This window comes from Pseudomonas sp. BF-B-30, assembly GCF_019956305.1.
Taxonomy (GTDB): domain Bacteria; phylum Pseudomonadota; class Gammaproteobacteria; order Pseudomonadales; family Pseudomonadaceae; genus Aquipseudomonas; species Aquipseudomonas jessenii.
In genome coordinates this window covers 59,973-85,750 of record NZ_JAHBDG010000019.1, presented here as the reverse complement: position 1 = coordinate 85,750, position 25,778 = coordinate 59,973, and the positions used below count along the sequence as shown (strand labels likewise).

Annotated in this window: 22 protein-coding genes and 3 tRNA genes; 24 read left to right on the top strand and 1 reads right to left on the bottom strand. The window is 58.2% G+C overall.

Translation table 11 applies throughout. The features are described from left to right. The 22 genes from KGB29_RS12290 to KGB29_RS12185 all read left to right on the top strand — a co-directional run. Positions 1–1,007, top strand: a 1,007-nt coding sequence (locus KGB29_RS12290; protein WP_102685610.1) for an excinuclease ABC subunit UvrC, incomplete at its 5' end; no start/stop codon positions are given. 32 nt (positions 1,008–1,039) lie between these two features. Further along, positions 1,040–1,600 carry a CDP-diacylglycerol--glycerol-3-phosphate 3-phosphatidyltransferase gene (gene pgsA, locus KGB29_RS12285; RefSeq protein ID WP_057714620.1) on the top strand — a complete coding sequence of 187 codons (561 nt, stop codon included), beginning with the start codon at positions 1,040–1,042 and terminating at the stop codon, positions 1,598–1,600. Between the two features lie 63 nt (positions 1,601–1,663). Continuing rightward, a tRNA-Gly gene (locus KGB29_RS12280) sits at positions 1,664–1,739 on the top strand. Between the two features lie 46 nt (positions 1,740–1,785). Continuing rightward, positions 1,786–1,859 (top strand) — tRNA-Cys (locus tag KGB29_RS12275). Between the two features lie 195 nt (positions 1,860–2,054). Further along, positions 2,055–2,141 (top strand) — tRNA-Leu (locus KGB29_RS12270). A gap of 173 nt (positions 2,142–2,314) precedes the next feature. Beyond that, complete coding sequence (locus KGB29_RS12265) at positions 2,315–3,541, top strand: tyrosine-type recombinase/integrase (RefSeq protein WP_223616441.1); 1,227 nt, start codon at positions 2,315–2,317, stop codon at positions 3,539–3,541. Beyond that, positions 3,538–4,338, top strand: a complete 801-nt coding sequence (locus KGB29_RS12260) for a hypothetical protein (RefSeq protein WP_223616440.1) — start codon at positions 3,538–3,540, stop codon at positions 4,336–4,338. Before KGB29_RS12265 ends, KGB29_RS12260 begins: the two co-directional genes overlap by 4 nt. A gap of 131 nt (positions 4,339–4,469) precedes the next feature. Further along, the gene (locus KGB29_RS12255) at positions 4,470–4,694 is read left to right on the top strand and encodes a helix-turn-helix transcriptional regulator (RefSeq protein ID WP_223616439.1); all 225 of its coding nucleotides are present in this window, start codon (positions 4,470–4,472) and stop codon (positions 4,692–4,694) included. Between the two features lie 389 nt (positions 4,695–5,083). Next, complete coding sequence (locus tag KGB29_RS12250; RefSeq protein WP_223616438.1) at positions 5,084–5,266, top strand: hypothetical protein; 183 nt, start codon at positions 5,084–5,086, stop codon at positions 5,264–5,266. Then, on the top strand, positions 5,263–5,556 hold the full coding sequence (locus KGB29_RS12245) for a hypothetical protein (protein ID WP_223616437.1): 294 nt from the start codon (positions 5,263–5,265) through the stop codon (positions 5,554–5,556). The genes KGB29_RS12250 and KGB29_RS12245 overlap by 4 nt, the downstream gene beginning before the upstream one ends. Continuing rightward, a complete protein-coding gene (locus tag KGB29_RS12240; protein ID WP_223616436.1) occupies positions 5,556–5,912 on the top strand; it encodes a hypothetical protein in 357 nt (118 codons plus the stop codon). The genes KGB29_RS12245 and KGB29_RS12240 overlap by 1 nt, the downstream gene beginning before the upstream one ends. A gap of 3 nt (positions 5,913–5,915) precedes the next feature. Further along, complete coding sequence (locus KGB29_RS12235) at positions 5,916–6,326, top strand: virulence-associated protein E (protein ID WP_223616435.1); 411 nt, start codon at positions 5,916–5,918, stop codon at positions 6,324–6,326. After that, positions 6,323–7,492 carry an AAA family ATPase gene (locus KGB29_RS12230; RefSeq protein ID WP_223616434.1) on the top strand — a complete coding sequence of 390 codons (1,170 nt, stop codon included), beginning with the start codon at positions 6,323–6,325 and terminating at the stop codon, positions 7,490–7,492. The genes KGB29_RS12235 and KGB29_RS12230 overlap by 4 nt, the downstream gene beginning before the upstream one ends. A gap of 170 nt (positions 7,493–7,662) precedes the next feature. Beyond that, positions 7,663–8,979, top strand: coding sequence for an alpha/beta hydrolase (locus KGB29_RS12225; RefSeq protein ID WP_223616433.1), 1,317 nt, complete (start codon positions 7,663–7,665; stop codon positions 8,977–8,979). Positions 8,980–8,993: 14 nt separating this feature from the next. Then, the gene (locus KGB29_RS12220) at positions 8,994–9,398 is read left to right on the top strand and encodes a hypothetical protein (RefSeq protein WP_223616432.1); all 405 of its coding nucleotides are present in this window, start codon (positions 8,994–8,996) and stop codon (positions 9,396–9,398) included. Continuing rightward, positions 9,382–10,458: an alpha/beta fold hydrolase gene (locus KGB29_RS12215; RefSeq protein ID WP_223616431.1), complete on the top strand. Its 1,077-nt coding sequence runs from the start codon at positions 9,382–9,384 to the stop codon at positions 10,456–10,458. The genes KGB29_RS12220 and KGB29_RS12215 overlap by 17 nt, the downstream gene beginning before the upstream one ends. A 161-nt stretch (positions 10,459–10,619) precedes the next feature. Beyond that, on the top strand, positions 10,620–11,750 hold the full coding sequence (locus tag KGB29_RS12210; RefSeq protein WP_223616430.1) for a CaiB/BaiF CoA transferase family protein: 1,131 nt from the start codon (positions 10,620–10,622) through the stop codon (positions 11,748–11,750). 135 nt (positions 11,751–11,885) lie between these two features. Further along, entirely contained in the window at positions 11,886–13,079 is a 1,194-nt protein-coding gene (locus KGB29_RS12205) for an acyl-CoA dehydrogenase family protein (protein ID WP_223616429.1), read from the top strand. Positions 13,080–13,093: 14 nt separating this feature from the next. Further along, positions 13,094–14,236, top strand: coding sequence for an acyl-CoA dehydrogenase family protein (locus tag KGB29_RS12200; RefSeq protein ID WP_223616428.1), 1,143 nt, complete (start codon positions 13,094–13,096; stop codon positions 14,234–14,236). 111 nt (positions 14,237–14,347) lie between these two features. After that, the gene (locus tag KGB29_RS12195; RefSeq protein ID WP_223616427.1) at positions 14,348–15,211 is read left to right on the top strand and encodes an MBL fold metallo-hydrolase; all 864 of its coding nucleotides are present in this window, start codon (positions 14,348–14,350) and stop codon (positions 15,209–15,211) included. Positions 15,212–15,373: 162 nt separating this feature from the next. Next, the gene (locus tag KGB29_RS12190; protein ID WP_223616426.1) at positions 15,374–17,185 is read left to right on the top strand and encodes a DUF1302 domain-containing protein; all 1,812 of its coding nucleotides are present in this window, start codon (positions 15,374–15,376) and stop codon (positions 17,183–17,185) included. A gap of 27 nt (positions 17,186–17,212) precedes the next feature. Next, on the top strand, positions 17,213–18,580 hold the full coding sequence (locus KGB29_RS12185; RefSeq protein WP_223616425.1) for a DUF1329 domain-containing protein: 1,368 nt from the start codon (positions 17,213–17,215) through the stop codon (positions 18,578–18,580). 162 nt (positions 18,581–18,742) lie between these two features. Here KGB29_RS12185 and KGB29_RS12180 read toward each other — a convergent pair whose 3' ends face one another. Further along, positions 18,743–21,433, bottom strand: coding sequence for a LuxR C-terminal-related transcriptional regulator (locus KGB29_RS12180; RefSeq protein ID WP_223616424.1), 2,691 nt, complete (start codon positions 21,431–21,433; stop codon positions 18,743–18,745). A gap of 253 nt (positions 21,434–21,686) precedes the next feature. On the opposite strand from KGB29_RS12180, the gene KGB29_RS12175 reads away from it, so the two are divergent. Together KGB29_RS12175 and KGB29_RS12170 are read left to right on the top strand one after the other, a co-directional pair. Further along, positions 21,687–22,880 (top strand): lipid-transfer protein, encoded by a 1,194-nt coding sequence (locus tag KGB29_RS12175; protein WP_223616423.1) that lies wholly within the window; start codon positions 21,687–21,689, stop codon positions 22,878–22,880. A 249-nt stretch (positions 22,881–23,129) separates the two neighbouring features. Further along, complete coding sequence (locus KGB29_RS12170) at positions 23,130–25,739, top strand: LuxR C-terminal-related transcriptional regulator (protein WP_223616422.1); 2,610 nt, start codon at positions 23,130–23,132, stop codon at positions 25,737–25,739. The last annotated feature ends 39 nt before the right edge of the window (positions 25,740–25,778 follow it).

Sequence of the window (25,778 nt, the reverse complement as noted above, 5' to 3'; positions counted from 1 at the left end):
GGCGGGTACTGGGAAGCAAGAACTTCTTCCCTCAAGTCGGTATAGAAGAAGACGTTTCTGAAGTCATGGCCGCATTTCTAGGCCAGTACTTCATCAGCAGTCCTGAACGCGACTTGCCAAGCGAACTGATCGTCAACGTGGTCCACGATGACTTTCCCACGCTGATCGCCGCCATCGACGAGTTGCGCGGTCGTGAACTGACCATCAGCCATCGCGTGCGAGGAACGCGGGCGCGCTGGCAGCAATTGGCGGTGACCAATGCCGAGCAGGCACTGAGTGCGCGCCTGGCGAATCGTCAGCACATTACGGCGCGCTTCGATGCACTGGCCGAGGTGCTGAAGCTGGATGAACCTCCACAGCGCCTTGAGTGCTACGACATCAGTCACTCCAGCGGCGAGGCGACGGTGGCGTCCTGCGTAGTCTTCGGTCCCGAAGGTCCGATCAAGGCCGATTACCGCCGGTACAACATTGAGGGCGTTACGGCCGGCGATGATTACGCGGCGATGCATCAGGCGCTGACCCGACGCTTCAGCAAACTGAAGGACGGGGAGGGCAAGCTGCCGGATATCCTGCTGGTGGACGGCGGTAAAGGTCAGTTGTCCATGGCCCGTGACGTGCTCGATGAGCTGGCCGTGCCTGACCTGATTCTGCTCGGCGTGGCAAAAGGTGCGACGCGCAAGGCCGGTTTCGAAACCCTGTACCTGAACGACGCCGCACATGAGTTCACCTTGCGCGGGGATTCACCCGCGCTGCACCTGATCCAGCAGATTCGCGACGAAGCCCACCGGTTTGCCATTACCGGGCACCGCGCCCGACGTGGAAAAACCCGTCGGACGTCTACACTGGAAGGCGTCGCTGGCGTCGGACCCACACGTCGGCGTGATTTGTTGAAACATTTTGGTGGATTGCAGGAGCTGTCTCGTGCAAGCATCGAAGAAATTGCCAAAGCCCCCGGGATCAGTAAAAAGCTCGCAGAGTTGATTTATGCAAATCTGCACAGCGAGTAGAATGCCCCCTCACCTCGTAGCCAGTTGTGCCGATGAATATCCCTAATCTGATTACCGTTCTACGCGTTCTGCTCATACCGATCTTCATTTTGCTGTTCTACCTGCCTTACCAGTGGAGCTACATGGCCTCCGCTTCGGTCTTCGCATTCGCTGCCGCGACCGACTGGCTGGACGGGTACCTGGCCCGCCGGCTGGAACAAAGCACACCGTTCGGGGCTTTCCTCGATCCGGTTGCCGACAAGCTGATGGTTGCGGTTGCATTGGTCCTGTTGGTGCAGGAACACGGAAACCTGTGGCTCACGCTGCCGGCTGCCGTGATCATCGGTCGCGAGATTGTCGTCTCGGCACTGCGCGAGTGGATGGCCGAACTGGGCGCTCGTGCCCACGTCGCCGTATCGAACCTGGGCAAATGGAAAACCGCCGCGCAAATGTTGGCGCTGGTGATCCTGCTGGCCAACTCCAAGGATTTCAGTTTCTGGGTCTTGCTGGGCTACACCTTGCTGATGGTGTCGGCTGGCCTGACTTTGTGGTCGATGGTCCAGTACCTGCGGGCTGCCTGGCCACATCTGAAGACCGACGTTGAAAAGAAATAAAACTTTTTTGAATCAAAGGGTTGACGGGGCTTCTGGATTCTATAGAATGCGCCACACCAAGACGCGGGAATAGCTCAGTTGGTAGAGCACGACCTTGCCAAGGTCGGGGTCGCGAGTTCGAGTCTCGTTTCCCGCTCCAAGTTTGTACGCATTTGATGTCGCGCTACTGACAGCAAATGTTTTGAGGCCGAGTAGCAAAATGGTTATGCAGCGGATTGCAAATCCGCCTACGCCGGTTCGATTCCGACCTCGGCCTCCACTAATAAACAAGCTCCGTAGATCTATGATTTACGGAGCTTTTTTATTTGCAGTAGCCTGCAAGATTTAGTCTTGAAAAGGGTATTTGCGAACTTGCTTCACCGGGGCGGGATGTATATATTTCCACCTCTGCTGCACAAGCGTCAGAACTGCCAGAGCGTTATTTGGCAAAAGCTTGACGCTTCACCGCGCTACCGCCCGAATGGCGAAACTGGTAGACGCATGGGACTTAAAATCCCCCGCTCGTAAGGGCGTGCCGGTTCGATTCCGGCTTCGGGCACCACTAATCATTTTCAGGTGATATCAAAATCACCCGAAAGCCCACAAATAGCCCGCCTAGTGCGGGCTTTTTGTTGTCTATGGTTGCCGAGATTGACCTAGCGAACCCAAAGTTTTGGGGGCAGATTTGGGGGCATGGCCGTTCGGTCATCTCGCATGCCCCCAAAATGGTGTTCCATGGCCCTGAAAGTCACGCCCCTGAGCGATTCCGCTCTCAAAGCAGCCAAGCCGAAGGACAAGCCTTACAAGCTTGCCGATGGCGAAGGCTTGTATCTCGAAATCATGCCGACCGGTTCAAAGCTCTGGCGCCTCAAATACCGTCACCTCGGCAAAGAAAATCGATTGGCCTTTGGTTCATACCCGGAGGTGACGTTGGTGCAAGCTCGCAAAAAGCGAATTGAAGCACGGCAACTGCTATCCGAAGGTAAGGACCCTTCACATGAGCGCAAGTCCACCAGACGAGCACAGAAGGTAGAAGGGCTGACATTTGAAACGCTTGCACGGGAATGGTTTACCTATAACGAACCCCGCTGGGCAGACAGCACTACCTTAAAGGCGAAACTGTACCTAGAGAATGATTTGATCCCCGGTATTGGTTCCCGTCTGCTAAAAAGCGTCACTCGACCCGATTTAGTGGAACTGGTACGCAAAATCGAGGCCCGGGGGGCACTAAACGCTGCCGGTAAGATCCGCCAGTGGCTGCACCAGATATTCCGCTACGGATTGGCCAAGGGTGTCGTGGAGTCGAACCCCGCCACCGATCTGAACGTGGTGGCAGCTCCCTCGAAAGCACCTCGCCATCATCCTCACGTCACCATGTCAGAGCTGCCCGAACTGCTGGCCAAGTGCGAGAGCGCCAATATCAACAAGCTGACTCGCTGCGCCATTCGCCTTTTGGTACTCACTGCCGTTCGCCCCGGTGAATTGCGAACCGCGCCTTGGGTAGAGTTCGACCTCGACGCAGCAACCTGGACAATTCCCAAAGAAAGGATGAAGGCCCGTCGCCCGCATGCTGTCCCCCTGCCGAAACAAGCCGTCGAGCTTCTGCGCCAACTCCAAACTATTACAGGCAAATATCCGCTTGTATTCGTTGGTCAGCAAAATCCTGATCGTCCCATGAGCGAGAACACGATCAACAAAGCGCTGCGCGTGATGGGGTATGAGAATCGCCAAACTGGCCATGGCTTCCGCCACCTACTATCCACGGAGTTGAACGGACGCGGATACAACAAGGATTGGATCGAGCGCCAACTTGCTCATGGTGACTCTGACGGGATCCGCGACACGTATAACCATGCTAACTATCTGGAGCAACGACGCGGAATGATGCAGTCCTGGGCGGACTCAATTGAGGCGCTATGTGCTGGGGCTAATACCGTTTCAATCCGGAGTGCCACCAAGTGAGCAAACTCAGCAAATATAGAACGGCAATACGTCCTTCAGAAGCCGCTCAAATGCTATCGCGACTTATAGATGAGGAAGTTGCAGAGGAAGAAATTTTGGAGCTCTTTAACTCTGGATGGATTATCGGGCACTATCAGTGTGACGCATCAATTATACGGCTTAAGCTAATGTTGGAGCCTGACTTGCACGAAGAACAAATTGCGATTGGCGATTATTTTGTTGAAAGCACGGATCACACAGTAGGAACTTGCCTTGGAATCCATTATCCATCGTTCGAAGTGCTGCTGTATGGGCGATTGCGAATTCTTGCGCTAAAAGATAATGAAGGGAGTATATACGGCATAAAAGATAAGTCCACAGGGATGTTCTTAGGCTCATCAGAAGAAGATGGTTTGCTTGAAGACGTTATGCTTGATACGGAATCTATATTGGAATTTGCAAGGCATGCAAATAATGACGAGGCACCGCCGGAACTCAGACCTCATTACGAGTGCATCCGCAGAAACGAATACTGCTTTAGCGATCGAGATTTATACCCGTTCCATGGAAACAACTCTGAGCAGCGTATGGCGCAAACTAAAATTATGCCCGCAGTAGAGCGCCCATCTTTACAACTTATAATCGCTAGCTTACTTGACATAGTGAAAGACCCAAAGCGCGCAGGCCATAACCAAACATCAATCATTTCTGAAATAGTCGAGCGTAATCCGGGCGTAAGGGGTTTAAGTGAAAGCTCATTGAGCAAAGCATTCGCTCTAGCCAAACAGATCGCAGACGATGCCAGGCCAGCAGCCTGAAATCACCAATCTACATCAGCATTGGGAATTGCAATTGCAAATTTTGTTTTTGCAGTTGCAATGACTCTCCGATCACCGCCCGCCAATATTCCCATCGTCAATTACCCAAACCGCCTTAGGAGGCGCAGACGATGGCACACGCTACCAACACCACCCCACCAGTTCGCCGTTTTATCAAACGCCAAGAAGTAGAATCGATTAGCGGCCTGTCATGCACCGAAATTTATCGCCGTATCGCCGCTGGCACCTTCCCCAAACAAATCACCCTTGGACCCAAATGTGTCGTCTGGATCGAATCCGAGGTCCTGGCTTGGGTCAATGAGCGCATTGCCGAAAGCCGTGGAGAGGTGGCCTAATGACTGTCAAAAAGCGCCATCACTTCGCCAGTCGTGCCCCTTTCATGCAGTCGTGCCCATGCTTAAGGCTGGGCACAACTGTGGGCACGAGGGCACGACTGGAGAATTTTCCTGTTGCCAGTGCCAGCTTTCGCGGTTATCGTTTGTTCGTCGCAGTCAATCCTGCGACCGAGCTTGGCCGCTCGTGGAACGTTAGGCGCAACAGCGCCCCCATTATGATTGCAGGCGCTTTTTTTGTGCCCGTATTCCTGTGTTATGGCGGGTTGCGTGGGGACACCTACGGGTGTGCCGGGTTCCTAACGTCCCGGTCGGCCAACCCTGCGCAACCTGTCACCCTATCTCGCTTGGCCGCGAACGGTGGCAGTTCCTCAACGTTAGGAGCTGTACCCATGCTTACCCGTTTTTTCAGTCTCACTCCCTCTGAAATCCAGAACAAAGCCCAGCGCCACCGTGCCCGTGCCATCGCTCAACTCTCAAAAAAATCTAGTCTCAAAGTTCGCCACGAGCGCTACAACGCCGAAATGATCCGCGCCCGCTTCTTTGAAGCGATGCTCGCAGGGGGTGTGCAATGAAGCACTCATTGCAGCAACCTAAATTGCGCCCGTGCGCTTTTGGCACTGGTTACGCCAACCTGTTTAAAGTCCATGAAGACGGTGACCTTATGGAGGCTATGCAGCTAGCCGCCGACTTGGCCGAAGGCATCTCCCAGCTTTGTGGACGTCTGGACGAGGCGATTAATAACGACGGAGTCGCATATTGCGCCGAAGTACGCGCACTTGGGTTTCTCGGCAATGTTGTTGAAACACTGGTTCGTTCTTCTATTTACGGGCTTAAGTTGTCGTTAAAAGCAGGGGGTGAGTAATGATTCATTTAAATATCCCTCTCTCACGCCTCGAAGACGAAGCCAGTGCGATGAGCGAAGCTGATGATTTTGACAAGCCTATTATTGACCTGAATATTGAACAGCGTCACAGGCTTATCGATCTCATTGAAATCGGGCGTAAACACGCTTCCCACTGGTGGACGATGCTTAACGAAATGCGTTGCCGTGGCGAGTTGCCTATCTGGGTAAAAGAGCAGGCTGTTAGAACTGCTTCGGACCTTTATCGTTGGTTAAATATTTGTGCCTGTATCAACAATGCTTTTTTCGGACAAGCCTCTGTGAGCGGTGAAGCAAGTCAACAGATGTTTCGCTGCCACCATGAATTGAGGGGCTGATTCATGATGAGCAATCAACAGCGCCAAGTAGCGCTGACAGGGTCGGCTTGCTTGGAGAAAGTTTTAAGCTGTCTCGACAAAGTTAAATCCACTGGTGCTAGTAAGTGGATAGCCTGCTGCCCGGCTCATGGTGACAAACGGCCAAGTTTAGCGATTAGTGAAACTTCGAATGGTGTTGTTTTGATCAAGTGTTGGGCGGGCTGCACCACGCAGAGTATTGTTTTCGCTATTGGAATGGAATTGCGCGATCTATTTCCAGGCAATACACAGAAGCGTCGCGGGCCGAGCAAGTTAGCCATTGAGCATGAACGCATGGTTTACAGAATCGGCAAGTCATTGCTCGAACAAGGGAAGCTGGAGGGGAGTGATCTTGAGCGCTTCCACTTGGCGAAGCAGCGTCTGGGGGGCAAATGACGACCGATCGTTTTGCAGACCAATGGGCCGAGACGGATGCCAGCGTCTGGAAGGTCAAAACCACCAGCGCCGCGTCAATTAAACCTGTCGCTATCCGCTGGTTATGGCCGGGTTGGTTGGCCAAGGGCAAGTTACACATTTTGGCGGGCGCGGGCGGTACCGGCAAAACCACTCTATTGCTGGGCCTGATCGCCACCATTACCACGGGCGGACGCTGGCCCGATGGCAGCCACTGCGGTGAGCCTGGTAATGCCTTGATCTGGTCGAGCGAGGATGACCCCGCCGATACGCTGGTGCCACGGCTGGCAGCGGCGGGAGCTGACCTGAATCGCGTACACATCATTCAGGGTCGCATCAACACTCAAGGCGACGCGGACCCTTTCGACCCGGCTAATGACATCGCTTTGTTGAGGGCTACCGCCCATGAAATCGGCGGCGTCTCGCTGCTGATGCTCGATCCGATCGTCAGTGCCGTGAAGGGAGATATGCACAAGGCCAACGACGTGCGGCGCGCGCTGCAGGGGGTGGTGGACTTTGCCGAGCAGAACCTCTGCGCGGTGGTGGGCATTTCACACTTCGCCAAGGGTGGTGCCGGATCATCGCCGGCTGATCGGGTAATCGGTTCGCAGGCATTTTCGGCTCTGGCGCGGACGGTGCTGGTGGCCGCCAAGCAAGAGAACTCAGATATGCGAGTACTGGCGCGGGCGAAGTCGAACATCGGCACCGATGACGGCGGCGTCTCCTACAATATCGAGCCTTGCGACATCGGTGGCGGGATTGAAGCTACGCGTGTGACGTGGGGCGGCGTTATAGAGGGGAGCGCCCGCGAGATTTTGGGGGATGTTGAGGCGACTGAGGAGGAGCGCCTAGATGACAGTGACGACCCGGCAGGGGCCTTGCGTCGAATCCTAAGCACCGGGCCACTGACGGGAAAGGATGCCAAGCAGTTGATGACTGGCAATGGCTACACGCAGAAGCAAATTCGCAACGCCCGAGAGCGCCTTTCGATAGTGACGGCCCGCTCTGGTTTCGGCAGCGACACGGTCGTCAGTTGGTCGCTGCCTCAGGCACTGGGTGACGTTACTCATTTTCGTCCTGCGGATCCGATGGAGTTGCTGCATGCCCGCGTAGAAGCCAATGTTGGCGAGGACGAGGTTGCCTTATGAATACTGCTATCACTGGCTCGCCCGATATGGCATTCGCACGCAAAAAGGTAATCGATGGCTGCTTTGCTTTTCAGCGGGAGCCCCCCCATTGAGGGTAGCCACCGCAACCGTAACGCCCAGTAAGCTATTGCTAAGCGCGGCATACGGATTTTTTTGCGAACGGAGTGGCAATGAAAAACAACAAAAACCTGCAGGCGCCCCCGAAGCGTCCGGCTATCGGCATGCCTCGCGTACTGCGGGCGCAGCAACCGGATCGCGAGGCCCGTGCGTTCTTGCGCCTGGCTAATATCTCCAGCAGCCTGCGTCCGGCGGAGGATTACTCGCTGCCCAGGCTGCGCCAGGGCTGGCGATTGGCGGCGCTTGCTCTGGGGCGCAATCCGCCGGTGAGATCAGTGACTGAACAAATGATCGACGGGCCGGGCGGAGCAATCGCTTTGCGCATCTTCAAACCGGACAATGCCACGCAACCGCAGCCTGCATTCATGTGGTTTTTCGGCGGTGGGTTCATCATTGGCGATCTGGATACAGCCGATGGGATCTGCCGCAGCATTGCGCTGGCGGCCAACTGCATAGTGATCGCCGTGCGTTATCGTCTGGCGCCGGAACACGATTTGTCTGCGGGCCGTGCTGATGCGCTCGCCGCGCTTGAGTGGGTGGCTAAAAATGGCGAACAACTAGGGATCGATACGACTCGCCTGGCGATCGGCGGCGATTCCGCAGGGGGTAATCTCTGTGCGGCTGTCGCCCAGGAAAGTCTGCGCCGCGGCGGCCCGGCACTGAGTCTGCAAGTGCTGGTTTACCCGTCGACAGAGTTGGTGGACAGATTCCCTTCCTACGTGGAGAACGCTTACGGGCGTACGCTTCTGACCGATCATGCGGTGCAATGGATCGAGCGAACCCTGGCCCCTTCGCTCGATACACTGGACTTGCTCGACCCGTGGTATTCACCACGCCGCAACCCCGATATGCACGACCTGGCGCCGGCCGTTATCGTCAGTGCCGGTTTCGACCCGATCCGCGACGATGGCCTGGACTACGCCGCGCGCCTGCGCGCTGATGATGTGCCGGTGGAACTGTTGCACTACAGGGGCCAGTTCCATGGGTTCCTCAATTTCGATTCGGTCAATGGTGCCAGCCGCGATGCGCTGCAGCGCATCGGCGATGCACTGAAGGGGGCATTCGCGCGGCAACCGGCTGCGGACCGGACAATTGAAATCGCCGACAGACTGCCACGCAAGCACTCGCGTCTGCGTTGCACTGCCGATGAACTGGCGACTTCTACGCTGACCACCTGGGTGGTGACCGAACGGTGGGGCATCGTCTTGTTCCGCCTGCTGTCGCCAAAGGCGAGCAAAGTCTGCGGCCTGTTGATCAAGCCCTGGTTCTTGCCCACCGCCATGATGCGGCGCAAAGCCATTTCCGGTCTTGATCGAATGGCTGCGCGGCAAACCTGGCCAACCGAAAAAAACTGCACTGTGAATCCTTGATCGAGGAATATGTCATGGCATTGCCTGATCCGTTCAAACTGTATCGTGAAGCTATCACCCGGTTCGAAAGCGGCGTCAATGCCTTGGCCGCACGTCATTTGGATTCAAGGGAAGTGGGCCTCGTGATCGACCAATATGCGAGGGTCTCGCTCGGCTTGCAGCACCTGTCGCAGACATCGCTCGAGCGTCTGTACAGGCATCTGGACGTTCCCAGCCGTGGCGAAGTCGATGCCCTTGCCGCTTCACTGCGGCGAGTCGAAGACAAGCTCGACCAATTGCTTCCGGCTGCCACCAGCACACAAATCGCACCTCGCCCCCCACGCACGCTACGTCCACGAGCCGAACCATTACCGGCACCCCGCAAAGCGGCCTCCAAAAGAGAAAAAAAGGGAGGGAGCAAAGATGCCTCGACCGAATGACAACAAGGTCTGCGACTTGCCGTTGGCTAACAGGCTGCGCTCCGAGCTCCGCATGATGGTCAAGCGTGGTCTCAAGGGCCTCGAGTATCTCGGCACGCCGCCGCCGGCCGTAGGCCTGTCGCCCAAGACCCTGCTGCACCGTCGCGGCACCTTGTGCCTCTACCACTATCACCCCACGGCGGACGAGATTTACCGCGTGCCGCTGTTGTTCGTCATGGCGACGACCAGCAAGGCTGCCATTTTCGATCTGACAAAGGGGCAGAGCCTGATCGAGTTTCTGCTCGCCCGGGGTTACGACGTCTATGTCATGGACTGGATCGCGCCGAGTCGGGAAGAGTCCCACCTGAAGCTCGAACACTATGTGCTCGACTTCATTCCCGATTGCATCCGCCGGGTACAGCAAGACACGGGCGTGGAGGATGTCACGCTGATCGGCTATTGCATGGGCGGTGTCCTGGCGACGCTTTACGCCGCACTGCATCCCGGTGGCCCGCTGAAAAACCTGGTCTGTTTCACCACGCCCATCGACTGGACGAAGATGCCCCTGGCCAAACAACGGCACATCAACGTCGAGCGCTTGATAGATGCGACCGGCCTTGTCCCGCCAGAGACCATCATCAAGGCGATTGAACTGCATCGCCCCGCAGGCCGGATTGCCGGCCAGGCCCGCCTTTGGGACAACCTGTGGAACGACGACTACGTCAGGGGCTACCGCATGATGGCGCGTTTCAATGACGAGACCTTGCCGCTTCCCGGCGAGTACTTGCGGCAGATCCATCAGGAGCTGGGGCAAAGAAACTCACTGTACGAAGGCGGCATGCGCATCGGTGGCCAGGAGGTTGATCTGAAAAACATCGAAGTCTCGCTGCTGCACGTCATCGCGCAATACGACTCCCTGGTGCCGCCGGACTGTGCGCAGCCCCTGGTGGCCCGCGTGAGTTCGCGTGACAAGGAAGAACTGATGCTGCCGGGCGGTCATGTCAGCCTGGTGGCGGGACCGGCCGCGGTGAAGCGGATGTGGCCCAGGCTCGAGCAATGGTTGGGTGAACGTTCAGTATGAAGCCCCCCAGGCAATGCCGGCCGACATCTGGCCGGATTGTGGGGGCGTGAGCGGGTAGGGGGGGTAATTCCCCCCTTCAGGGAGTGGGGCGGTTGTGGTGCCGTGCGCCTAGTGTCTTGGGTCCAGCGAACAGCCTCCCTATCACAAAAGAGAACCCTGAGATGCCCGGACCTTTGGCAGGTGTGAAAGTAGTGGAAATGAATGCGATCGGCCCTGCGCCGTTCGCCGCCATGATGCTGGCGGACATGGGCGCGCAAGTCATTCGCGTTGACCGTCATGCGGCCGGTTTTCTCAATGCCGATGGCAGCCTGCTCGGGCGCGGACGCCGCAGCATTGCGATTGATCCGCGTAAACCCGGCGCCACTGAAGTGTTGTTGCAACTGATCGACGACGCCGACGTGCTGATCGAAGGCTTCCGCCCCGGCGTCATGGAGCGCCTTGGCCTGGGTCCGGAGGTCTGCCTTGAACGTAATCCGAGGTTGATCTACGGGCGCATGACCGGTTGGGGCCAGACGGGGCCACTGGCACATGCGGCAGGGCATGATCTCAATTACATCGCGCTGTCTGGCGTGCTCAACGCCATGGGGCATGCCGACCGGCCACCGACTCCACCGCTGCATCTGGTGGGCGACATGGGGGGCGGGGCGATGTTTTTGCTGACAGGCATTCTGGCCGGATTGTTCGAGGCGCAGAAATCCGGCCTGGGGCAGATCGTGGACGCCGCCATCTGCGACGGCGCGACATTGCTTGGCAGCATGTATTACGACTGGCGCCATCAGGGGCAGTGGGACGACCAGCGCGAGCACAACATGCTCGATGGCGGCGCGCCTTTCTATGGTTGCTACACCTGCGCCGACGGAAAATTCGTGTCCGTTGGCAGCATCGAACCGCAGTTCTATCAATTGTTGCTGGAGCTGTGTGGTATCGACGATGCGGATTTCAAGCAGCAATGGCAGAAGCAGGACTGGCCGGTGCTTCGCCAGAAGCTCGAGACGCTGTTCATGACTCGCACCCGCGATGCCTGGAGCCAACTGCTGGAAGGCACGGATGTCTGCTTTGCTCCAGTGCTGGACTTTAGCGAAGCCTTTACCCACCCGCACAACCGCGCTCGTGGCCTGTTCATGGAAACCGCCGGCGTATTGCACCCAGCACCCGCTCCCCGCTTGAGTCGTACACCAGTGGAGGCGGGAAGGGTGGTAAAGAACGGCGAAAACACCCTCGAAATCCTTGAGCAACTCGGTTTCAGCAGTGGGCAGATCGACGAACTGCGCAACGTCGGGGCGATTGTTTGAGGACGAATGCCGATTGCCTGCCAATCCCCCCTTCCGCGGGGGGGGAGGTCACAACGATCATTCTTCTACCGTGGCTGCCAGTGGGTTAGCCGAGCTGTTCTTTCCCACTTTCAGCCGAATGTGAGGAGTAGATCAGTGGACATTCAATTCACCCCTGCCGAATTGGCTTTCCGAGAGGAAGTGCGGGCATTTTTACGTGACAGATTGCCGGCCGATATCGCCGCGCGTGGCCGCCACGGCAAGCGTTTCAACAAAGAAGACCAGGTCACCTGGATGCGCCTGCTCAATGAACGAGGATGGTTGGCCGCCAGTTGGCCTGTGGAGTATGGCGGTACGGGTTGGGGCGCGGTGGAGAAACACATTTTCGATGAGGAATGTTCTGCGTTCGGCGCTCCCTGGGTCGTGCCTTTTGGCGTCAATATGGTCGCCCCGGTGATCATCAAGTTCGGAACGCCTGAACAAAAGGCGCGCTTCTTGCCACGCATTCTCAGCACCGAGGACTGGTGGTGCCAGGGCTATTCCGAGCCGGGCGCCGGTTCTGACCTGGCCGCTGTCAAAACCCGCGCCGTGCATGATGGCGACCACTACGTGGTCAATGGCCAGAAGACCTGGACCACCCTGGCCCATTATGCAGACTGGATCTTTTGCCTGGTGCGCACCGACCCTGAGGCCCAACAGCAGCGGGGCATCAGTTTCCTGTTGATCGACATGAAGTCCCCGGGCATCACCGTGCGCCCGATCATCACCCTCGACGGTGAGCATGAAGTCAACGAAGTGTTCTTCGATAACGTGCGCGTGCCGGTAGAAAACCTAGTCGGTGAGGAGAACAAGGGCTGGACCTGCGCCAAGTACTTGCTCACCCACGAGCGCACCAGCATTGCCGGCATCGGCCAGGCCAAGCAGATGCTGGCGCGGCTCAAGCGCATCGCCAGCCAGGAAGAGCGCGACGGCCTGCCATTGATCGATGACATCCAGTTGCGCATGCAGATCGTCGAGCTGGAAATCCAGCTGATGGCTATCGAAATGAGCAACCTGCGAATCGTTGCCGCTGCCCGAGACGACGGGGTGCCGGGCACTGAAAGCTCGTTCCTGAAGATCAAGGGCAGTGAAATCCGCCAGGCCATCACGTACCTGATGAGCAAGGTCCTGGGCCCCTATGCCATGCCCTTCGTTGAAGAGGAACTGGGCTATGGCAAGCAGGCAGACCTATACCGCGAATACAGCACCACGCCTGCCAGCCAATATCTGGATATGCGCAAGACTTCGGTCTACGGCGGTTCCAACGAAATTCAGAAGAACATCATCGCCAAGATGATTCTAGAGCTGTAAGGGGAATAGCGATCATGGACTTCAAACTATCCGAAGAGCAGCAAATGCTGCAGGACACCGCCGTTCGCCTGGTGCGTGATAACTATGCGTTCGAAGCGCGCGAGCAATTCGCCAAAAGCGAGCTGGGCTACAGCCTTGCCTTCTGGCGGCAGTTGGGGGAGTTGGGCCTGACCGCCGTGCCATTCGCCGAGGACCTGGGTGGCTTTGATGGCAGCGGCGTTGAGACGCTGCTGATCATGACCGAACTGGGGCGTGGCCTGTGCCTGGAACCCTATCTGCATTCGGTGATTTTCGCCGGTGGTCTGCTGACCCAATCAGGCAGTGAGGAACAACGCAGTGAATTGCTGCCGGCCGTTGCCAGCGGGCAATTGCAATTGGCAGTGGCCGTCGATGAGCCGACCAGCCATTACCAGTTGCACGATGTGCGCACCCGCGCCGAAGCCGAGGATGGAGGCTGGCGTCTCAACGGGCGTAAATCGGTGGTGGTCGCAGGGCATAGCGCCGGGTTGATTGTCGTGTCTGCGCGAACCGCAGGCAGCGATCGTGACGAAACCGGTATCAGCCTGTTCCTGCTCGATCCGCGCGCGCCGGGCGTCAGCCGCCGCGCCTACCCGACCATGGACGGCCGCAATGCGTGCGAGCTGTATCTGGACGATGTTTGCGTCAGTGCCGCCAGTGTACTCGGTGAGCCCGGCCAGGCCCTGGCCGCGCTGCGCTATCAGCAAGGTCGCGCGCTGGCCGCGCAGTGCGCCGAAGCGGTGGGCAGCATGGAAGCGGTGTGCGACCTGACCCTCGACTATCTCAAGACCCGCCAGCAGTTCGGCCAGGTGATCGGCAAGTTCCAGGCGCTTCAACACCGCATGGTGGACATGCGCATCGAACTGGACCAGGCCACCTCCATGGCCATCCTTGCCGCGTGTGCAGCCGATGCACCAGACAGTGACGAGCGCAGCCGAACGCTGGCGGCCGCCAAGGTCTTGATCGTGCGCGCCGCCCGTTTTATCGCCGAACAGGGTATTCAGCTGCACGGTGGCATCGGCTTGACCTGGGAATATGTGCTGTCGCATCACGCCAGGCACTTGCTGATGCTCAGCCATCAGTTCGGCAACGATGACCACCACCTCAAGGCCTACAGCCGGTTGCTGCAGGTCGACTGAGAAACGACGGCAATGTCCGTATTGATTTTCCCCTATCTGGGCCTTGGGGCCCTTTTTTTCGGGAAAAGCAGCCGTTACGGCTGAACCGTGTATCACCAAAAGGGGAAGAAATTGAGCCGTAGCATTTCCACACTGACGGGCATGGGTTGCAGACTTGATGGCGGCATGTTGTTCGGACATACGCCGCGCGTGCTCTGGGCCGACTGGATGAAGCCCGCTCCCGACAACACGGTAGAGATTTCTGCGCGGGTGCTGTTGGTGCAAGACCAAGGCAAAAACACCCTGGTCATGGCCGGAGCCGAAAATCTTCTGGCGCCGCTTGCACGCACCTGCGGTTGCCAACCGCCGTCACCGGGTTTGCTGGAAAGCCTGGCGCGGCGCGGGCTGAAAGAAGCCGACATCGATGCGGTGGTATTGACTCACGTGCATGCGCACCTCTCCAGGGACATGAGTGAACGGGTCAGGGAGGGCGATATGCCGCGCCTCTTGTTCCCGCGAGCGCGGTATGTGTGTGGCGAGCGACATTGGCATCGCGCACGCCGTCCGCACCCGCGGGATCGGGAAATGTTCGTCGCACCTTTGGTGCATGGGCTGGAGAGCAGTGGGCGTTTGACCCTGGTCGATACCACTCGATGTGAGGCACTCGGCGATGACTGGTGTTTTCACATAAACGATGGATTTACGCCGGGTCAGCTGTTGCCGGAAATTCAGCTGCCAGGAGGTCCGGTGGTTTTCTGCGGTGACCTGATTCCCGGGACGCATTGGCTTGATCTTGAGGTGACCAGTGGCCGGGATCGCAACGCAGAGCGTGTGATCGACGAGAAGGAGCATCTGCTCGACCATCTGGTCGCTCAGGGTGGGCGCCTGTTCTTTGCTCGCGACCCGGAGGTGGCGATGGTCAAAGTCATGCGTGACCGCCGATCGCGCTATATCCCCTTTGATCAATACCGCACGTTGAACCGGTTCGAAGGCTAAAGACCTTCAGCTTCGTTCGCACACCCGCCTCATCGCTTAATTCACCATCCCCCCCTAATTCCCCCTCCAGCGGGTGGGCGAGATGACCGGTCCGGCTTTTAGGATCGAATCGCTCTAATCACAAAAACTACAAGAAAACATTTCGCACAATCGGAGTGCCGCATGACAAAAACAATAATGCAGGGTGGCTTTCGCCCCCAACTGCTGGCGGCTGCTGTTGCCATCGGCATGAGCACCCAAGCCAATGCCGTCAACTTCGAAATCGGGGAAATCAAGGGACAGTTCGATACTTCACTTTCGATGGGCGCCAGTTGGGCGCTGCGCGGGGGTGATCCTGATTTCATTTCCCCTTTTAACTCGCAAGGTGCGCGCGGCAACTCGTCGTCCCGGCTGTCTGACGACAATCGCCTGAACTTCAAGAAGGGCGAAACCTTCTCGAAGATATTCAAGGGCATCCATGACCTGGAATTGAAGTATGGCGACAGCGGCATCTTCGTCCGTGGCAAGTACTGGTACGACTTCGAGTTGAAGGACGAACACCGGCCGTTCTATGACATCGACGACAGTGGTCGCAATGACATGGCCAAGGCTTCGGGTGCCGAATTCCTCGATGCCTTTGTCTATCACAGCTACAACATCGGCGAGCTGCCGGGCAACGTGCGCTTGGGCAAGCAGGTGGTGAGCTGGGGCGAGAGCACATTCATCGGCAACAGCATCAACTCGATCAACCCGATCGATGTGGCCGCATTGCGTCGTCCCGGTGCCGAGGTCAAGGAAGGTCTGATCCCGGTCAACATGTTCTACATGTCGCAGAACATCACCGAGAATTTCAGTGCAGAAGCCTTCTATCAATTGGAATGGGAAAGCACTGTCGTTGACAACTGCGGTACCTTCTTCGGCGCCGATCCCCTGGCCAAAGGTTGCAATGACCGTCAGGTCGGCGCGGGGCTGGATCTGGCACCGGGGCTGGCCAACAACACGGCCAATCCGCCAGGATTCAACAACAATACCGACGACGCCTACACGCCGCGGGTGAAGGATAACGATGCCCGTGACGGCGGCCAGTACGGCCTGGCCCTGCGCTGGTTCGTGCCAGAGCTCAACGACACCGAGTTCGGCGCGTACGTGATGAACTATCACAGCCGCAGCCCGTACCTGAGCACCCTGCGTTCGACCGTGGCGTTCAACCCTGCCAACCCGATCCCGGCGCTTCGCGCTTCGCGTTATTTCGTCGATTACCCGGAAGATATCCGCCTGTATGGCTTGAGTTTCCAGACCAACGTGAGCGGCACCTCGTTGGGCGGCGAAATCAGTTACCGGCCGAACATGCCGCTTCAGCTCAACAACACCGACCTGGCGGGCGCCACGACAGGCAACCCGACGGCACTGTTGAATCGCATCGGGTATGCCACCACTGCCCTGGGTGGCGGGATCAACGGTTATAAACGCATGCCGGTGCTGCAGACGCAGCTGTCCGCCACCCAGTTTTTCGAGCAGGTCATGGGCGCCAGTCGCCTGACCCTGGTGGGCGAGGTGGGCTACAACCACATCAATGGGCTAGGCGATGCCGACGGCACCGATGTGCGCTTCGGTCGCAGCGGGATTTTCGGTGTCGGTGTTCAGCCTGGGGCAGCCAATGCCGCGTGCCTGAGCACCACCAATAACCCACAGCAGGAATGCAACGACAAGGGCTTCTACACCAGCAGCTCCTGGGGTTACCGCGCCCGCGCCCGCCTGGACTATCCGAACGTGTTCGCCGGCATCAACCTGGCGCCGAACCTGGCCTGGTCGCATGACGTGGACGGCAACGGCCCGAACTTCGAGGAAGGACTCAAGGCCGTCAGCCTCGGTCTCGATGCCGATTACAAAAACACCTATACCGCGAGCCTCAGTTACACCGATTTTTTTGGGGGCCATTTCAACACCAACGGTGATCGTGACTTCGTCGCGCTCAGCTTTGGTGTGAACTTCTAAACAGAAGAAAGTCGAGAGAATCCAAGCATGAAAACAACAACAATGATGCAAATAGGCGCGATGGCGCTAACCCTGCTGGCCGGCCAGGTAATGGCCGCAGTTTCTCAGGAAGAGGCGGCAAAACTGGGTACTACCCTGACCCCGCTCGGCGCGCAGAAGGAAGGCAACGCCGATGGCAGCATTCCGGCCTGGACGGGGGGGTTGAAGCCCGGCGCGGCACCGGTCAGCCATCGGTTCCTGGGCGACCCGTTTGCGGGTGAAAAGCCACTGTTCACCATCACTCCGGCGAACGCCGAACAGTATAAGGACAAGCTCACAGCCGGCCAGATGGCCATGTTCAAACGCTATCCGAACACCTACAGGATTCCGGTATACAAGTCCCACCGCACAGCGGCTGCCCCGCAGCAAATCTATGACGCCGCGAAAAAGAGTGCGTTGAACACTCAGCCGGTCGACGGTGGCAATGGCTTGAGCAATTTCAGCGATTCTCGCAGCTTCGCTTTCCCGATTCCTAAAAACGGCGTCGAAGTCCTCTGGAACCACTTGACTCGTTATCGTGGTCTCAACCAGCGGCGCCAAATGGTCCAGGCCACGCCACAGGTTGATGGATCGTTCACCATCGTCGAGTTCGAAGATGAAATGGCGTTCCCGCAATACATGACCGGTGATGACAAGGAGAGCACCGCCAACATTTTTGCCTATTACAAGCAACGCGTGACGGCGCCGGCACGCCTGGCCGGTAACGTCGTGCTGCTGCATGAGACCATCGATCAAGTGAAGGAGCCGCGTCTGGCGTGGGTCTACAACGCCGGTCAGCGCCGCGTGCGGCGCGCCCCGCAGATTGCCTACGATGGGCCGGGGACCGCGTCGGACGGCATGCGGACTTCGGACAACGGCGACCTGTTCAATGGTGCTCCGGATCGCTACGACTGGAAGCTGATCGGCAAGAAGGAGATGTACATTCCTTACAACAACTATCGCCTGGCTTCGCCCTCGCTGAAATACGCCGACATTCTCAAGGCCGGGCACATCAATCAGGATTTGACCCGCTACGAGCTGCACCGCGTGTGGGAAGTGGAAGGCACCCTGAAACCGGGTGAGCGCCACATCTACGCCAAGCGCCATATGTACTTCGACGAAGACACCTGGCAACTGGCCGAGGTCGACCATTACGACGGTCGTGGGCAGTTGTGGCGTGTTGCCGAAGGCATGGCCATGAATGACTATGAACAAGGTGTCGGGACTTACGCAGGCCAGGTGCTGTATGACTTGATTGCCGGCCGCTACCTGGCCTTTGCGCTGGGCAACGAATTCAAGGAAGGCATCGAGTATGGGGTCAAGCCGAACCTGGCTGAATTCACCCCGGCGGCCTTGCGCAACGCAGGCATTCGCTGATTCCGGACGTGGCAAACCCTCGCTCCCGCAGGAGGGTTTCCTGTAGGAGCGAGCCTGCTCGCGATGGACGTAAACGGTATCTCGTGCTGTCTGGTTCAGCGCAGCGCTCTTGAGTCCATCGTCGGAACGCCGCCCGGAGCAAGCTCGCTCCTACAAAAAAAGCTATTGTTCAGCCCTTTGTCTCAACGCAGTCAATGCCTCATAGCGAGACGACACGCCCAGCTTGGTGTAGATGTTCTTGAAGTTCCACTTGATGGTTTCCTGACTGAGATTCAGGGTCTGGGCAATGCGTTTGTTGGGCATCGACTGCTCCAGCAAACTGATGATTTCCAGCTCCCGCTTGGTAAACAGCGAGGATTCCCCCGCCGCCGAATCTTTCATTGCACGTGACGATGCAGGACCAGTGCTGGCGCAGTTCAACGGGACGGCCGCCAACCGATTGCGGTAGCTGTCCAGGACCGGATCGTCACGGCAATCCAGATTGGCCAGCAGGGTCAGCAGGGAAGGGCCTTCATCCAGCAGCGTGCGCACCAGGCCCAGCCGATAGCTTTCACCGACGACTTCACGCAACAGCACGGTGGTTTCTGCCGGGCGTCCAAGATCATTCAGCGCAACGGCACGCAACAAGCCCGACTGGGTTCGCCATTTACCTCGACAGTAGCGAGTGGCGAACTGCTCGACGATGTCCAGGGCCAGGAGGGCACGCTCCGGCTCTTGCCTGGCCAGGCAGATGCGCGCGCGCGAAAGGGCCGCGAGGGCACTGATTTCCTGCGCAAGCGGCGTGTCGCCCGAGTGGCGATGGGTCAGCGCGTCGAGGCCGGCTCTCTGACTTTCGCACTGTCGCCAATCGCCGTTGCCCAGCAGGAAGCGTATTTGCTCGGTCAGGTTATGGGCCAGCGCGCGATCGAATCCTCGAGCACGAAACTCCATCGCCATCTTGGCCAGGTAAGTCAGCGCACTGGCCGTGGACTCCTGCAAGTAGTTCATGCGCGCGACACTGATCATCGCGGAGATGGTCACCGATGGCGGAGCGAATCGCAAAAGATCAAGGCGATTGCTCAAGGCCTCGCGAACATCGTCAATGCGATCCATCTCGTAGTGCGCTTCGGCGACCGCCACCGCACAGGTGCATGCGCTGACTGAACGACGACCGTGATTGCGCTCGGCCAGGAGTAGAACATCAATGAGATGCCGTGAGGCCTCCATGACGTTTCCCTTGAGTAATACCCCATGGGCAATGGTGGCGACGATCATCAGCGCCAACTCATCATGGCTGGTGCGCAGCGTTTCGCATTCGGGGCTATTGAGGTACTCCCAGGCTTGTTGCTGATGGCCGAGGTAGACCAGGCAGTTGATGTACAGACAGACACGCATCCGCTCATTGAACGGGTGTGCGAAGCTGCGCTCCGGCAAGCCCTGAACGAGCTGGCTGCAACGTGCCAGGTCATCGTGTTGCAAAGCAATCGCTGCCTTGGCCAGATCGATTTGTGGCTTCCACTTTGCCTGGGTCGCCGGGCTCTTTTCGAGCACGTCGATCCAGGTTTCCGCTTTGCTGGTCAGCATCGTCAACAAGCAGCCCCAGGCACCTTGAAGCAGCACCTTGGGGTGCTGTGTCAATTGTTCCAGAGGCACACAATCGAGCCAGCGCATGAATTGACCCAGGTGGCTCAGGCTGTGGTAGGTCGGCTGCTTGCGCTCCAGCAGCCAGACCAGTTCCTCAAGGTCTTCGCTGAGTACCGCATGACGGGTCGCTTCGCTCACCATCCCGGCGTGTTCGAACCAATGCGCCGCACGCAGGTGCAGTCGGGGCAGGTCGGCATCCGACGCGGTCAAGCGTTGTTGCAGGTATTCGGCGAATAGCGGATGCAACCGGTACCACTGCTCCTGGCTCTCCATGTCGACAGGCAGGATGAACAGGTTGCGCGTCTCGATGCTGGCAATCAGTTCGGCAGCTTGCGATGCCTGGCTGACATGCTCGGCTACCTGCGCATTGAAGCGGCGCAGAATCGAGATTTTCTCGAGAAATCCGATGATCTCCGTGGGTAACCCGTTCACCACGTCTTCGGCCAGGTAATCGCGCAAATCGCTGTTGCCGGGAAGCAGTCGATGGATCTTCGCTTCCTTGCGCGGGTTGGCCTTGAGCGAGATGGACATCAATTGCAGGCCAATGGGCCAGCCATCCGTGTTGTCGTGGATGGAGTGCGCCAGTTCCATATCGATGCCTTCGTCCAGATAGGCCTTGAGGAAGGCCAGGGACTCGTTGAAATCAAAACCAAGCTCGGTGGCGTTGATCTCACAGAGCTCGGCCATCGCTCGTAGTCGGCCGAGCTTCAAATTGGGATTCACCCGTGAAGCCAGCACAATGTGAAGATGCGCCGGCGCACCATCCACTATCAGTTGAATCAGGCGGGAAATGCGTGGATCGGTGGCGAAATGGAAGTCATCGATCATCAAGTACAGCGCACTGCTGACCCGCGCCAAGGTATTGATCATCACCGACGCCAGCGCGAGCAGGCCGTCCAGAGACTCGCGCTCGATCAACAGCAAGAGATCGTCCTCCAGGGGAACACCGGCATTCTGGAGGGTGCAGATGAGGTTGGCGCAGAACGACTCCAGGACGCCATCCTCCTGGGCGAGAGAGAGCCATACGACAGTGCTGCCGTCTTTGATCAGGCCTTGTCGCCACTGCGCCATCAGTGTGGTCTTGCCAAACCCCGCGCTGCCATTGATCAGGGTCAGGCGGCAATCCCGAGCCGTTTGCAGGCGAGCCAGCAGCGTCTCCCTCAGCACGGCGTGACTGCTGATGCGAGGCGGCGAGAAGCGGGTGGTAATTGGCGGGGAACTCGGAAGCATGGCTAATCCAGTCTGCTGCGGATTTTCAAAGGCTTTTGAAAGATTTTAGGCCGATTACAGCACGTTTGTGCAATGACTAAATTACTCGTCGGGGCAAGCGCAATCGGGCGAAGACAGGGGGGGCCACCCCAATCCCCCCCGCAGGACGCGGGTACAGCCTGCCGATGATTTCGTAACGATGACAGCCTGGATTGCTCGGGATATCGAGCAAAGCGAGAAGCCGCAGTGGGCTGAATTTTTTATGGAGAATGTGATGTCGCACAAACCGTACGTTGCCGGGGTTGGCATGATCCCGTTCCTGAAGCCCGGGGCCAGTGGGTCGTATATCGAAATGGGCGCCGAGGCCACTCGCCAGGCATTGAAAGATGCAGGACTGGACTATCAGCTGGTTCAACAGGCTTATGTCGGATATGTCTATGGCGATTCCACTTGCGGCCAATCGGCACTCTACGAAGTGGGCATGAGTGGCGTACCGGTGGTGAACGTCAACAACAACTGCTCCACGGGTTCCACTGCCTTGTACCTGGCTCGCCAGGCCGTGGAAAGCGGGGCGGTGGAATGCGCCTTGGCCCTGGGCTTCGAGCAAATGCAGCCTGGCGCCTTGGGTGCGGTGTTTACCGATCGTCCGGCCTGCATGGGCAAGCACCTTCAGGTCTCGGACGAACTGACCGCTGACGCTGGCGCGATCGGCGTTCCGATGACGCTGCGCCAGTTTGGTGGTGCGGGGCGTGAACACATGCAGCGTTATGGCACCGATATGAGCACCTTTGCCGCGATTCGCGCCAAGGCCAGCCGTCATGCCGCCAACAACCCGCTCGCGCTGTTCCGTAAAATCGTCACCACCGAAGATGTGATGAACGATCAAGTGCTCTGGCCGGGTGTGATGACGCGCCTGATGGCTTGCCCGCCTACCTGTGGCGCAGCCGCTGCGATCATCTGTAGCGAAGCGTTCGCCAAAAAGCATGGTCTGCGCACTGACGTGATGATCATGGCGCAATCGATGACCACTGATCGTGGGATTTCCTTCGAACCGGCATCGATGATCCAGACGGTCGGTTTCGACATGACCCAGCGTGCCGCTCACGAGGTGTACGAAAAGGCGGGTGTCGGGCCGCGGGATATCCTGGTGGCCGAAATGCATGACTGCTTTGCCCAGAATGAGCTGCTGACCTACGAAGCCTTGGGGCTGTGCCCGGTAGGCGGCGCCGAAAAATTCGTGCTCGATGGCGATAACACCTACGGCGGGCGTGTGGTGACCAACCCATCCGGTGGGCTGCTCTCCAAGGGTCACCCGCTGGGGGCCACAGGTCTGGCTCAATGCTATGAACTGACGCACCAGCTGCGTGGAACCGCTGACAAGCGTCAAGTCGAAGGTGTGAACCTCGCCCTGCAACACAACCTCGGCCTGGGCGGTGCCTGCGTCGTCACACTCTACGGCCGCGCTTGATGGCGTTCGCGTGTGCCCTTAAGGCGCACGCGTTTGTTGCACCGTACACAGTGAATCAGCATGGCGTGTTTCCTGTATTAAACTGTCGGTCTGCACTTGAAGAAGATCGTCTCCGGAACTCAGTCGATGGCTATCCCACCCCAATATCCCAAGCGCCACCTGTCAGTCGATCGAGTGCCTCAACTCATCCCTGACACCAAGGTCATTCCACCTCGCGGTGCACGCCAGCTCATGCCCCGAGCGACACTGATGAGCCGCCTGATGGAGGCCCGCCGGCAGCGCTGTATCGCTATCCAGGGGCCTGCCGGAAGCGGCAAGACCAGCACTTTGCTGGCCTGGCGCCGGGAATTGATAGCGATCGATTTCGACGTCGCCTGGCTGTCACTGACTGGCGAGGACAATGAGCCGGCGCGACTGGCCAACTGCTTGTTGGCCAGCGTTGCCGAGGTCGACGGCGCGCTTGCACGAGAAGCTGCCTTGTTGCTCGGCGAAGGTGGTGGCGAGTTGGCGCTCGAACACTGGGTCATCGTCCTGCTTCAGTCTGTGGCCCGACACGGCTCTGAGCTGGTGGTGATGATCGATGATGTGCATCACCTCCATGATGCAGATAACTTCAAGGTGCTGGGCTGGCTGCTTGACTATGCACCGCCGAACCTTCACCTGGTGCTCGGCACGCGTAGCGCGTTACCTGCAACGCTTCCGCTTGCGCGCCTGCGCACCCAGGGTCAGCTGAGCGAGTATGACTTGCGGGACTTGCGTTTCAGTGTCGAAGAGTCAGAACGATACTTGCGACAGTTTGGCGAGATCAGCACTCACGATGCCGAGGCCTTGCATGACTTGACCGACGGTTGGGTGGCTGGCCTGCAATTGTTCGCCATCGACTTGAAATCCAGGCACGGCAGTAGCGTCAATCGCATGCAGGTGCGAGGCGCCGGGGCCTTTGCACAGTACTTCGAGCAGGAGGTGTTGATCCACTTGCCAGTCGAAGACCGGCAGTTGCTGACGCACTCTTCGATCTGCAATCGCTTCACCGCGCCCTTGTGTGCCAGGCTTGTTGGCAAGCCGCTCGCGATTGCCGGGATGATGAGCCAATTGACCCGCCTCGACAGCGATAACCTGTTCATCACCCAGATCAAGAGCCACGACAGGGAAACCTGGTACCGCCTCCACCCGTTGTTGCGCGAGGTACTGCGCGAGCACCTGAGCCGTCAGCCCGAGGAAGAACAAAAGAAACTCCATGCAGTGGCGCGCGACTGGCTGCTCGAACAGGGGCATATCGACGAGGCGGTGCGCCACGCCGTACTGGCCGGCGATTTTCAGATTGCGGCCGAGATTGTCGAAGCCTGTGCGCACGAATTGATGGCGCGTGGTTCCCTCAGTCAATTGCCCAACCTGCTGCGCAGGCTGCCCATGGAACAGATGCGCGAGCGCTATAGCCTGCAACTGGTGATGGCGCAGTTACAGCTGCATGCGCATAACTTCGCAGAGGGGCAAGAGATACTTGACCAGTTGGAGGCGCAACAGCACCGGCTGAATGTTCAACAGCGTCAAGGCCTGCTGGTAACGCGTGGCACGCTGGCCATGCAGCGTGACCTGACCGAGGCGGCATGGTGCTTAGCTCCGGAACTGGAAGCGATACCTGACGATGCCGACGATCTGATATTGACCGGTCGCGCCTCCATTCTTGCCTGGTTGTATTTGTTCAGCGGTGATCATGAGCGGGTGCGCGCAATCATCCAGCACAGCGATCGCCCGAATACCTCGCCGCGCCGGACCCTCGTTGGCCGATGCATCTACGGCATGAGCCTGGTGCATGAGGGACGCATCAGTGAAGCGGAAAACATCTTTCGCAACACCCTGGAAGCCGCAAAATCGCACGGCAGCAGTGCCGCGGTCGCTGGCCATGCGGCTGCCGCTTTCCTGGCCAGCCTGTTGTACGAACAACACAATCTGGCCGATGTCTGCCATTTGCTTGAGCCTCGCCTCGACATCCTTGAGCGAATTTCCATGCCCAACATCGTCTTGCACAGTCTTCTGTCGCTCAGCCGCGCTTGTTGGCTCAAGGGCGAGCAAACCCAGGCCGTGCTCTATCTGGATCGCTTGAAAGACTACGCACAGCGCTATGACCTGGGTCGTCTGCTCGCCTGGACACTGTACGTGCGTATGCGTTGGAGTCTCGAAAAACTCCATACTTCGCAGGCCGAAGCCCTGTTGAGCGAGCTTCAGGAACTTGCCGACAAGCAGGCCGGCATCCATCGCGGTACGCCACTGATCATCCGGCTTTTGGCCCTGCGAGCGGCGATCGAATTGAGTTTGTATCAGCGCGAATTCAGTGTGGCGATCGAGCAAATCGCCTTGCTGATCAATGAGTGTGAAACGGCCACGCATTGGCAGTGGGTGGCCATCGCGCGGCTCCAACTGTCCATCGCTGAAAAGGGGCGGGGGCGTGACGAGCAAGCGCTCGAACAATTGATTGAAGTCTTGCGTCTGGGACATCGCCTGGGCCTGGTACGCAGCCTGCTCGATGTTGCGCCACAACTGCCTCGAATGCTGAACGATTTGCTGCAAGCCAATGCGCTTGATCCGGTGCTTGCGTTTTATGCCCAGCGCCTGATCTCAGCAGGCCGGCCGGCAGAAAAAGCCGGGCGCACAGTGATTTCATCGGTTGCGAACTTGAGTGAGCGGGAGACCGAGGTCGTGCAGCTGATGGCGCAAGCCATGACCAACAAGAAAATCGCGCGCACCCTTGGCGTGTCACCTGAAACGGTGAAATGGCACATCAAGAATCTGTTCGCCAAGCTCGACGCCACCGGCAGGGAAGAAGCGATTGCCAAATGGCGCGACCTGAATACCTTGTAGGAGCGAGCTTGCTAGCGATGGACTCAAAGACACCGCGTT